The organism is Vibrio sp. 10N.286.49.C3 (assembly GCF_041469545.1).
GTDB lineage: Bacteria > Pseudomonadota > Gammaproteobacteria > Enterobacterales > Vibrionaceae > Vibrio > Vibrio tasmaniensis_A.
In genome coordinates, this window is the sequence record NZ_JBFRKT010000025.1 from 73,069 (window position 1) to 84,608 (window position 11,540).

Sequence of the window (11,540 nt, forward strand, 5' to 3'; positions counted from 1 at the left end):
TCTATATTCTGATTAGATAGCTTATCTATAAGTTAAAGCTCAATTTCAGTGATGAGTGGTGATTGTTTAAGGAAGTGCTTACATCTAACCACAACGATTTCACGGTATCGGTTTAAATAAGGTAATTGTGAATCAGAAGTAGGAGTGACGAGAGATATAGCATCATCAATGTTGTTTATAATGTCATTTGCGATCTTTACTAGGCTCTGTTGAAGCAATTTTGGTGAAATACCACAATCGTCAGCAAACTCTACAAGTTGGTAGGCATTAATAGAATCTGAGTCAAATTCATCCCCAATTGCCATCGCAAGATCCTGCTCAAATTCAGGGTACATCCTTACATTGACTAGATCGTAAAGTGGCGTTGGTGTTAAGCCCGATTTTTGGACAAAGAAACTGAAGTTTTTGCCATGTGCATCTGCGTTATAAATGCAGAGATTGAACATTGCCCACTTTAGGATCGCTAGTTTTGCCGCTAATGGGTTTTCACATTGCTCTGTTACCGAAAAAAGTTGGGTGAAGCTGACACCATCACGAATATGACTGACATCTCTTTGTTTACCTAAGTTTCGTTCATACTTTCTATCGACACCTAGGTTACAAGCTTGACAGGCATCGATCATATGCCTTCGTTTCACACTTGTTGAGCTAAATAGCTTTCGATCAAATCTCTCTACAATTAAGGCTGGAAATTGGTCAAAATACCGCAACTCAACATCAGCAACATCTAGTTCAACTAGCTTCGCTAACTTCATCGTCACAAATTCATTTATGACAAGGTGTTGTTGGTCATTTTTTTCGAACTTCACAATATGAGTTGAGCATAGTTCACCCTCTCCAAACCCTAAGTTTCCATCGATAGATAAAACGTTGAGCTTAGATTGAACCCCCGCTACTGATAGTCTTGGTTTTCCTTCCCATATTTCTAAATACCAAAGCTCAGGGTCAGATAGTTTCTTAATTAATTCACTATCGTTGATTGGGTTGAAAGAGGTTTCAGTTTGAACTGGAGAAACACCTTCAGATAAGAACATCATTGCACCTGATGTATCTGTTCCAATACCACCAACTTGTGCAAATACGTTTGAACGTGATACGCCAAGAAAGTCGATCAAATAATCTAACCCTTTATTTTCAGGGAGCAAATTCTGTAAGAACCTCCTGATATTGACTGATGGTATATCAGAGTTAAATGGAAGGTGTGGCGATATGGGAAACCCATTATCAATCCAATCTTGCTTGTAGATTACAGATAGAGCATCACTTTCTTTACTCAGTGATAGTTTGCCTATGACTTGCTGGCTATAGACTATATCGAGGATGTATTGATTAGACCCAGACGTCATTACCTTTCTCCTGTGATGAGACTGAAGCATCTAAGTCTTGCCATGGTTGTATCGATATCTTTATTCCTAGAGCAGACACAACTTTCATTAAAGAGGTTAGTTTAATATCGGAGCTGCCTTGTTCAATTTTTATGTAGGTTTGTTTTGAAACACCAGAAAGCAATGCTGCATCTTGCTGGGTGATTTTACTTTGAGTTCTTTTTGCTTTGATCGCCTCACCAAGTAGTGATGGTGTGAACACCTGGCTTAGATCTGGTGACTCAGTTGCTTTTACTTTCTTAACCATAGAACCTCCATATAGCATGATGCAATAAAGTATGTCTTAGTAGACTTTTAAATTATTTATACGTAGATTTTAAATAAAAGTCTATTAAAGTTCACTTTTATGGTGAATACATTGAGTTATCACATAAAAGTCTACAGTAGTGAGCTTTTATGCTTACAAACTTGGCGATCTTATTAAAAGTCTAATGTGATTTACTTTATGTAATGAAAGAACAATAGAAAACTCAAAGCCATGGGGCTTTGAGATACCTAAAGTATGGCTAACTCTCTATCGGAACCTTAAGGTGGTCGTTCAAGTATTGTGTGTAATACAAAGGCATTACAACATTGTCTTGCTCTCACTTCTTGTTTCAACCTTTACTGTCAGATCTAAGGCTTGAATGATTTTAAACATGGTAGAGAGCGTGGCTTTATCTGGTCTAGTTTCAAAGTTAGAAATGGTAGCTTGCTTTATGCGACTCTCTTTGCCACTTCGAACTGAGTCCATTTATTTTTTGCGTATTAGCAATGAAGTACTGGCTAATTGTTGTGGGCTATAAATCACAAGTTGTCATTTCATATTATGAGGTTTGATCCCCATAGAGGATATTGGCCGTGCTATCCCAACAAAGGGATATATATAACTTTATACCTTGCAGGGGATAATCAAAGCCTTTGGCTTTAAAGAGGCATTGCAAGAAGGTGGATACCAGCCTTTATTCGTTCTGTGGCTAAGTTCTTCTGCGATTAGTGATTATCTGTGCGGGTAAGGTGATGGCTGTACGTAAGTAGATCAAATATGCCACACAAAAGTTAATTGGAAATACTGACTTTGAAACGTATGAGATGGTTCGAAACTAAAGTCATGGGAATCAAAAGCACTTTACACCGTGCGTCACCCTGTGATTGAAAGGTAGCGCGTTTAGTACCGATAGCATAATTGATGACTATAAAATAAAAAAAAGGCCAACTCTTTCGAGTTGGCCCTTTCCAAACGTTTGGTGGGCTGGCGTAATCTGAATTTGTCATTTAACCTTATGATTTTTATATTTAAGTATCGGTTTAAAAAATAATTTTGGGTAAAGGGTTGGGTAAGTGGTTGGTAGGAAAGCAAAAAACGCTATCGTACGTTATTGGATAATGATCAATTATGAAGCTTACGATTCTGTGTTCAGTTCCCCAATCCGAAATTTAACAGTCAGTTCAGCTCCTCTTGTTGAATGTTAATTATTTTTATTATTGTTCGTGATTATTTTGCTGGTGGTCTTCTTGGGTTGATTAAAAGGATTGCCATTCTGTTTGTGGTGTTATCCATCTAAAACAATTTCACATATATATCACTCTAGGGAATATCCAATCTAATTTATTCAAAGGAGAATAAAATGGAATCCCTAGTAAATGACATCATCCCTGTATTTGTAGAAGTGACGGCTTCTGAATCACGTTCATTTCAACAAGAGCACCAATACCCTTTTGCTGAGTTTGAAGCTCTAGCCTTGTCTGTCGCATTGACCAATCCAGTAGGTGGTTACGATAAGACTTATGTGCGTGTCCGTTTCTCTAATCAAGATACCTATGAGTGTCGTCTTGATTTAGGTTGTGGTGGTAATGACCAAGGCTTTGCTGAGCATTGCCTATCTATAATTGAATATGACGAAAGAGAGCAATACAAAGCTAAACTAGAAAAGCGGCCACCAGCTAATCACTACCAGAAAATCGTTGAACAGTTAAAGCAGTACCGCTTTGATCAACAACTAATATTAATTGCACGGCATAAAGCAAAAGAAGCCACAGCAAACGCTAAGGCTGAAGAACAAAAGCAAGAGGAGCTTAAACGAATAGAGCAGCAACAAGCCTTAGAGCTTTATCGTCAAAAAGAACAAGAATTTCAGGACGACCTCGTTGTACCTGATTGGGCGAAATCGGTGATTGTTGCCACCGTTACTGAATACGATTCTGACAACAGCGATCCTTTTGGTGGTTACCATCAAACCAAAACCGTAAGAACCATTATCCTTGCATGGTCAAAGCATACTCGTAATCTGTTCCCTGAACTAAGAAAGGCTTGTTTGAGCCATTCAGATACTCAGTTTCTACATGATAAAAATCAGAGCTTAGAACACAGACAGCCCCATTGGTCGGGAGATGGTTACTTTCTATCTGATCGTGATTACATTCGCCACGGTTGGCAAGTGAGGAAAGTTCTCTTAGGGAATACGATAAAGGCTCACAATGTTCCATTCGGTGAGTGGGCTATTACGGGGTAGGTATAATTGAAAGTAGCTCGGCTGCTACTTTCTTTTTTGTTATCAGCGTTCCATGAACTAATTCCCCTTTCTAAAACATTGTTGGACAGAAATGGCTTAGAGTTGATGCTCCAAGCCATGCAGTTCGGATAAGCTGAGTTTGGTCAAAATCTAGCTCACAAAAGCCCATCTATACTATAAAAGAAGAAATAGTTATATCTTTACGAAATGCAGCATCGTTTGTATTTTTTTCCACTTCCACTTCCACTTCCACTTCCACAAGGACAAGGACAAGGATGATTTCTCCCTATTTTTCTTGTGCTGTTTTACGCTGAGAACCAAAAGAAAGCTGATCAAGATTTTTTACACGATACCTAGGTGAAAGTGGAGGTAGGTTTGCCACTTATTTATCCATATCATCAGATTGACACCACTCTCTTTCATGATAAGTCGAAACCTTAGCCTCTCTCTTTTAGGGCTGAAACAGCAGTTAATCAGTTATCGAGATCCAAAACCTTAGAATTCATGACTAGAACCTCGCTATTGTGTCTACTCCACGGTTAGACGAACAAATATACGTAGGAACGCAATATTTACCACTTTTTATCAAGGTCTTCTGCATACAGCAGTATTGCTCTTTGGTATTCTTTTATTGACTGATTATCAGTTGTCGATACCAACAAATTAAGAAGCAAAGCGGTTGCCTCCTTATGTCTACCTAAGTTATATAAACACATCGCGTAAAAAGGCTGAGCTTCTAAATTACTTGGGAACTCGGTAATCGTTTGTTGAAAGTAATCCAGCGCATCTCCATAACAACCGAGGCTTCTGTAAGTGCTCGCTAAACCAAACAAAGCATCAAATCGCTCGTTAGGTGAAAGCAGCCCCTTTAATGCTAACCGATAGTGCTCTACAGCTTGTTGTTCTTTACCTTCGTTATCGTAGGACCAAGCAATATTCAAATGCGCGGAAGGCGCATAGGAGGAATTCGCTAACACCGTGCGTAATAACTGACGAGACTCTTTATAGCTCCCTTTTTTTCTCAGCAAGATAGCTTCATTTATTCTTGTTCTCATACGTGTGTTACCTCCCATTAACTATGCTACAGTTTCAAGAATTCTGTCCGTCTTATATTAATTTAGGCACTAACTAACCCAAAGAGTAACAAGGTTATGTACATTAGATTTATCGCTAGCAATAATGAAGAAAAACAGTTGCAGAATACTCATGGCATCATTACACAGGCGAGATTAATGCTCGAGGAAGATCTAATACTCCATGAATATCATAGAGAACATATCGAACAAATATTTTCTCAACTCAATTCCTCTTTACCTTGCCCACCATTTGAAGAAAAATCATGGCCACGAAATGCAATTTCTTGGTTTTTAGACTCTAGTACCCAATACATATCGATCATGTACGAGTTAAAGTACATATTAGAAGAATATGATACCAATGTCTCAGTATTACAATATTCGGATATAGGTACGATTTTATATAGAGATGATTTTCAAGCGGTGGCTAAGTCTAGCTTACTATAGCCCCAATATTCAGATCTATAATGACGTTAATTATTGCGATGCGCATACGTTAAAATGAGAACTGCAACCCAAGCTCATAGCTCACTTCCGCTTTCTCACGCTCTGCATATTCTAAATTTGCGACTAAGCCAGACACTGAGCCGAATTGAAAGACGTTATTCCACTTGAACTCATCTCTTGCTAGATCTAAGAAATCATGCTGATAGGAAACTCCCATCTGCCAATGATTAGCTATTTGTTTTCTAACCATCGCTTGACAGTATGTTCCATGCTTGGAATATGGTGAACTGTAATCACTATCAGCACGATAGTTTACTGCGCCACAGGATAAAGAACTTGCCATTACCCCTCCCAAACGCCCAATGAGTCCTCCGCCGGCTTACCAACTATCTACCTCCGAACTAAATCGAGTGAGAAAATCTGCTTTTCCTTCGATGAATACGTAATCGAAAACTTGAGCGCTGACATCTAAGTATAACCCTCCCATCGTCTTACTCTCTGTATTGTCATACTTATCGTTAAGGTAAGGTTTTAACGCCCCCGACTTAAAACTAGCTCCTTGTATAGCCAAATCCTATGTGCGAAAAATTATCAACGATCTCACTTGATGCAAAGCTTGAACATGAAACTATGCGATGCGTTCACATTTCCGTCGCTGTCTTAAGCATGTTTAAATTCCAGTGCCAATCCTATCTAGGCAGTCATACCACTTTAAAACATGGTTAGTCAGCATTTCCTCTGTGAAAGCGTTACTCGTAGACAGCAGCCACTTCAACGTTCCATAGACGATATAGTCTGAATACATGGGCGCATCGCCCGATAAATATCGTGTCTTAGCTAAATAAGATTCCAGTACTCTCATTTTTTTGAGTAAATCGGCCTTTGCTAAATCTTGGTTGTTGTTTTGTACATTTTCCAAGCTGTCCTGAAAGTGTTTCTCTCTAGAGGAACGAAAGTATTCTTTATCTCGATCTTTAAGCTTGCAGTAAATGTCGAAGATGGCAATTTTGGCAATGTCCGAATGTAATGATGCTGCCCACTCATGGAAAAAAAGTGCCATTAAACGCCCTTTTTTACCGCCAAATAATGAGGGTAATTCAGGGTAGTGAGCCTCAAGATAATCAGCGATGTTAAACGAATCAGAGAGTACCGTTTCACCATCTTTGATGGCGGGGAGTGTAGAAAATTGCCCCTTAAACTTAGCCTGAAGGTCGACAAAAGATAGGTCAGTGGTATCAAACGCTATATTTTTGTGTATCAAGCACATTTTCGTTCGCCAACAATAAGGACTGAATTTTAAGCCATCGTCCCCACACAGTTCGTAAAAAGTGATCATAAGTGTCTTACTCCGAGAGTTGCTAAATAGGTGTAATGGTTGTGCTGGGCACAGTGTGTTCAATCTTGAACGCGGTTCTCAGTCGAGATTAAGTGGGTTCTTTAACTGCTAGAATACCTGCGGCTCCGAGCAGTAAAGCACCACTTCCTTTGGTCACAGTGTTAAGAGATAGTCTGCTCGCATTAACAATGCGCCTGGCCGAAAATGCATAAAACATTACTAAGCTGAAATCAAGAAATGCCATGGTTGGGCACATCACCATCAGTTGAGGTAACACTGGCAAGTCAGGGTTGATGAATTGCGGAAAAAAAGCAGAGAAGAATATGATGGCTTTGGGATTACCAGCGGCGACTAAAAAGCCAGAATAGAACAACTTTTTGTTCGAGGCCTGCAAATCCGAGTCGTTGAGGTCTAAGCGCTCAACTTGTTTGGGTTTAACGAGGAGCATTTTTAGCCCCATGTAAACCAAGGTCATGACACCAAAGACTTTAATGACAGTAAATGCCATTACCGAACTCGCAAGGATGACTCCTAAACCCAAGGCAACTAACACCATTTGAATAAAGTTAGCAGAGATATCCCCAAGGGCGGTATATAACACACGTTTATGACCATATCTCAGTGCATGTGCAATACCTAAAAATATGCTAGGCCCCGGTGTTGCGGTAAGAATGAGGGAGGCTGCGACAAAACTGAGCCAAACGTTAAAATCCATTTTCTATCCTTAATTATCCGTTAAACACTGCAAACAAAATTGCCACTCAAACACTACCATACCAGCGATTACTCCAACCACATATTCACCAGAGACATGACACCCATATTGTTTGTTTCTGTGCCATACAAATTGTCCGCTCGAGTGACGGTGAAATGATTGCGCCAGAGAGGGCAATAATAATAGTTCTGAATAAGCCAATCCTCCGCTCGATACAGCTTGTGCAGAAATTCCTCACTGTCGTTACTTTCCTGCATGAGCATATCAATAAAGGTTAATAGGCTTTGTTTTCCACGTTCAGGCAAACATAGGCTAAACACATTGCCGCAAAGTAGCCATTCGTAATACTGGAACGTCAGGTCGTCGCCAAATACGTAACAGTCGTAAGAGACATCAACAGCCACATCTTGAGACTGTCCTTGAAGATATACCTGCCAAATAACCCCTTTTTGAGACAACGCATCAAGCAAAGGTTGCAACTCCCTCATATGACTGTCTACCACTTCAATGACCACCGGGCGAGCCGGCAGTTTCATGTCGTGATTGAACAAGTGAAATCCCTTGTCTTGATGGCAATCCATCACGCTGTTCGCTGATCTTTTTGGGCCATCAAGCGTAAAACGTCGACTATGATGAACAAGCCAGGCTCTTTCTTGAGCGGACAAGGCGTTTGCATGATGATGAAACTGAAAAACAGTACACCCACTGCGATCGACTTTTTGTGGCTGAGCGGGTTGAGATTCGCAATAGAGCAGTTCTGCCACGTGCATAGGCGTTTGAGGTTGTGCATCGCTACACCAAAACTCTACTCGTTCAATATGGCCACCAAAGCCAAAATAGTGGTTGTTACGAACCAAACTCCAATACTGTTTTTCCAGACTTTCGGCCCGATATGCTCCACACCCGATAGGTTTTGATGCCTGATAATCAAAAATCGCACTGTGAGAATCGGCTAATAAATGAAGCAAAACTGGGTCAGATTGACGCATAGAGAAAATGACCCACTGTTTATCTATGTCAATCCGCTCGACATGGCGAAATAAAATTTGATATGGGTGAGGCGTGTTGAGACGCATCTCGATATTTTTTTTGACCAGCTCCGGTGTCAGCGCTTCTCCATTGTGCATCATTATGTCAGTGCGAATGCGAAGACGGATTTGTTTGTCGCTGAAATGAAATTGGTGTGCGATGTGAGGCACAATATCATTTTGAATGGGGTCATAGCGCACTAAGGTATCGAACACGCTTTCGATCAATAAAATAGAACGAGCGGACTGTGCCAAATGTGGATGCCATTCAGGCAGCATATATGGCACTAAATACATTAAAGTGTTCTGCTTTTTCAGTTCCTGTTGTGCGTCCCCTAACCAGAGAGGTATGTGATCTTGAAACAGGTGGACTTCGCCAAATTGAGTGGCTAGCCGAAATGCCTGATTCATTCTGCCAGACCGAGCCATTTGCTCTAACTGAGTCAGCAGTGAGGCCTCAAAACTTTTGAGTAGTGTCAGTTTAGAACGATGGCCACGTCCCTGGCCCGCAGCCCAATGGATAAGCCCAAAACTCTCAAAGGCAGCCATTAGCTTACTCACGTACCTTTCTGAACAGACCAGAATTTCGGCAAGGGTGACGATATCGACATCATAAGTTTCATTGCGAAAAAAATGTTTCTCGAGTTGCTTTAAGCGTTGTAGATGACTCGTAGACAACGACTGAGAACCTACCATGTCAACCTCAAAAATATGTTCATTAGATACGACGGCTCACTCTGACACTTGACGAAATAACGTAAAATTGTTCTTTTTGTCATCTCAGAGTCCGAGTTTAATATAGGTGGACGAGCTGACCAACTAAGAAGCCCACCAAGAAAACTATACCAGATAAACGCGGACGGCTTTGAGTTTGTATCACTGTCATCGTTTGAGGTTGTTCTGGTAAGTACTGTTTCGCATTTAAAGTATAGAAGGTGTAATCTAATGGATTCATGGTTCACTCACACAGCAGGGGATCATGTCGCTATTATCAGTGAATAAACCCGAAGTAATAACGTTCGCTTTACTGTGAATAGTTCATCTTTTAATTAATAAAGGAAGGCTCTATTTTTCATCTGCCACCAAACCAACTAATTCAATAAACACGTAGAGGTAGATCAATCCCAGTCACATTCAATATTAGCAATCGACACTACATCTTCATCAGAGCAAACGTAGGTAGGCTTGCCAACATGGGGCTCAAAGGTTACGTAACCCGCTTTGTTCCTACCAAATCTCCTGACTCTGTTCATCGTGCGTAAGTATTGGGTACGTGAACGTACTACTCTAATGAACAGTATTCGAGCGTTACTGTCTAAATTCGGTCTCATTATTACGGGCGGACGATTTTCTTTAATGAAACCAGTTCCCCTCACGCTGGAAGATGCTGAAAACGAACTTCCACACTTAGATCGAACTGTTATTGCTGACGCGTACTATCACCTTGAACAACTTAACTAACGTATTGCGGATACCGAGCAAGTCTTCGATGCCTTTTCAAAGGTCAGTGATAATGTTCTACAGATCATGAAGCTCAGAGGAATTAGCCCACAAACAGCAACGGCTATTCTGGCCTCTATTGGCAACGGCTCTCAGTTTGTGAAAAACAGAGATTTTTCCGCTTGGCTAGGGTTAGTTTCGACGCAGTATTCAACCGGCGGCAAACCCAGATTGGGCAGGGTTACCAGACACGAAGACTAGTATCTACACACCTTACTCGGCTATAGTGCTAGAACGGTCATTGCTAATCTAGTTGATAAACAAGACAGGCTCAGTCAGTGGTGTCGAGGTGTGTTGGAACGACGAGGAATGAACCGAGTTATTGTCGCTCTTGCAGCAAAGAATGCTCGAACTATCTGGTCGCTATTACACACCCAAACGGAGCAAAATTTAAGTTATATGGATTACAATTTCTAGGCGAGAAAGTCTGCGTTTGAATGCGCCACAGACAACGAGTTAACTTGTTTTTGGACAAAACCTTGCCAGTACTTTTGCTAAATTAGAAAACCATCAATAACTAGGGGTATGTCAAATCTACTTGTGAAGAGCTAGTGCGATGAGTAGCATCGCACTAGCAAAAGTATTGGTTTAGGTGCGTATTAAGTGCCGTTATGTAAAATATGACGTTCCACACTCTAAATGTGAATGACTTAATGGTGGGTACTCTCTCAATAGCTTTGATCTTACTTCTTGAAAGTGACTCTGATTAGCCGACAACCAACTGCTCACATATTCATTAAATCTTATGTGCCTTTCTGGATTGGCGTTAACAGAACGTTGAAAGTGGCAACTAATAACAATCATTGCCCCTTCATATCTTTCTTCAGATGAGTGATTTGAGTTGTTGTATTTACTCCAGCCATTTCTTTTTTCATTTTCTAATCTTTCATATTCGCTCATATACCCTCATATAAAGTTTATTATCAATGAGAACCATCACAATTCAATGTTTGATATGCACGCTTAAAACCATCTAATGAATACCATACATTTAGATAATCAGATGATTTACCAATATAAGTTTTCACCTCAAACCCCATAGCATCTTCACCATTTAACTTGTTGAGATCAGAGTTGGTAAAAACGTATATATGACGATACCTCTCACTTCCTGATACCACATCAAAATATGAAAATTTTGGTTTCGCCAGTTTATTACCAAAAAAATCATTTACATGATAAGACGTAACTTTGGTTTCATACCTACCTGGTTCATAAGCTAAATATGGCTCAATCGTTAACTGAGTAGCTTTCGCAGAACCAGCATTACACTCCATAACAACTTTGATATTTTTATATAGAGAGTAAGACTCAGCATTTTTTACATTACCAGAGCCTTCCCAGTTATTAACTTTCCAATCCGCATGAGCTAATGATGATAGAGTTACAAATAACAAAAAAATTAATATTTTCATGGAGATATGCCTTAATTTTGAAATCCAATTATCTCAAACCAAAAAGCCAAGATCAAATTTGACGCTAATCTTGGTCTCAGACCAAAAATGTCACTATCTGCATCAAAAGTCTGTTCTGTCCTGTCCCTGTCAATCCCATTTTAAAA

At 40.1% G+C, this 11,540-nt stretch carries 11 protein-coding genes and 1 pseudogene; 2 read left to right on the forward strand and 10 right to left on the reverse strand.

Annotated elements, in window-relative coordinates; genetic code table 11:
- Positions 1-32 precede the first annotated feature (32 nt).
- Together AB4180_RS12090 and AB4180_RS12095 are read right to left on the reverse strand one after the other, a co-directional pair.
- Positions 33-1,346, reverse strand: a complete 1,314-nt coding sequence (locus tag AB4180_RS12090) for a HipA domain-containing protein (RefSeq protein ID WP_102249574.1) — start codon at positions 1,344-1,346, stop codon at positions 33-35.
- Positions 1,330-1,632 (reverse strand): helix-turn-helix transcriptional regulator, encoded by a 303-nt coding sequence (locus AB4180_RS12095; protein ID WP_009848316.1) that lies wholly within the window; start codon positions 1,630-1,632, stop codon positions 1,330-1,332. The genes AB4180_RS12090 and AB4180_RS12095 overlap by 17 nt, the downstream gene beginning before the upstream one ends.
- 1,360 nt (positions 1,633-2,992) lie before the next feature.
- On the opposite strand from AB4180_RS12095, the gene AB4180_RS12100 reads away from it, so the two are divergent.
- Positions 2,993-3,877 carry an LPD25 domain-containing protein gene (locus AB4180_RS12100; RefSeq protein WP_102249575.1) on the forward strand — a complete coding sequence of 295 codons (885 nt, stop codon included), beginning with the start codon at positions 2,993-2,995 and terminating at the stop codon, positions 3,875-3,877.
- Between the two features lie 572 nt (positions 3,878-4,449).
- Here AB4180_RS12100 and AB4180_RS12105 read toward each other — a convergent pair.
- The 6 genes from AB4180_RS12105 to AB4180_RS12130 form a co-directional block, all read right to left on the reverse strand.
- Positions 4,450-4,932 (reverse strand): tetratricopeptide repeat protein, encoded by a 483-nt coding sequence (locus tag AB4180_RS12105; protein WP_017103369.1) that lies wholly within the window; start codon positions 4,930-4,932, stop codon positions 4,450-4,452.
- 517 nt (positions 4,933-5,449) lie between these two features.
- Positions 5,450-5,743, reverse strand: coding sequence for a hypothetical protein (locus AB4180_RS12110; protein WP_241909260.1), 294 nt, complete (start codon positions 5,741-5,743; stop codon positions 5,450-5,452).
- Between the two features lie 327 nt (positions 5,744-6,070).
- Positions 6,071-6,736 carry a glutathione S-transferase N-terminal domain-containing protein gene (locus AB4180_RS12115; RefSeq protein WP_017053113.1) on the reverse strand — a complete coding sequence of 222 codons (666 nt, stop codon included), beginning with the start codon at positions 6,734-6,736 and terminating at the stop codon, positions 6,071-6,073.
- 88 nt (positions 6,737-6,824) lie between these two features.
- Positions 6,825-7,451: a LysE family translocator gene (locus tag AB4180_RS12120; RefSeq protein ID WP_102249576.1), complete on the reverse strand. Its 627-nt coding sequence runs from the start codon at positions 7,449-7,451 to the stop codon at positions 6,825-6,827.
- A 68-nt stretch (positions 7,452-7,519) separates the two neighbouring features.
- The gene (locus AB4180_RS12125; RefSeq protein ID WP_017103371.1) at positions 7,520-9,175 is read right to left on the reverse strand and encodes an SgrR family transcriptional regulator; all 1,656 of its coding nucleotides are present in this window, start codon (positions 9,173-9,175) and stop codon (positions 7,520-7,522) included.
- 97 nt (positions 9,176-9,272) lie between these two features.
- Positions 9,273-9,434 (reverse strand): hypothetical protein, encoded by a 162-nt coding sequence (locus AB4180_RS12130; RefSeq protein WP_017053110.1) that lies wholly within the window; start codon positions 9,432-9,434, stop codon positions 9,273-9,275.
- Between the two features lie 259 nt (positions 9,435-9,693).
- On the opposite strand from AB4180_RS12130, the pseudogene AB4180_RS12135 reads away from it, so the two are divergent.
- A pseudogene (locus AB4180_RS12135) lies at positions 9,694-10,396 on the forward strand (IS110 family transposase); the annotation flags it as partial.
- 192 nt (positions 10,397-10,588) lie between these two features.
- Here the strand turns inward: AB4180_RS12135 and AB4180_RS12140 are convergent.
- Together AB4180_RS12140 and AB4180_RS12145 are read right to left on the reverse strand one after the other, a co-directional pair.
- Positions 10,589-10,879 (reverse strand): hypothetical protein, encoded by a 291-nt coding sequence (locus tag AB4180_RS12140; RefSeq protein WP_133151482.1) that lies wholly within the window; start codon positions 10,877-10,879, stop codon positions 10,589-10,591.
- Between the two features lie 23 nt (positions 10,880-10,902).
- Complete coding sequence (locus AB4180_RS12145; RefSeq protein ID WP_017099651.1) at positions 10,903-11,394, reverse strand: hypothetical protein; 492 nt, start codon at positions 11,392-11,394, stop codon at positions 10,903-10,905.
- Positions 11,395-11,540: the final 146 nt, after the last annotated feature.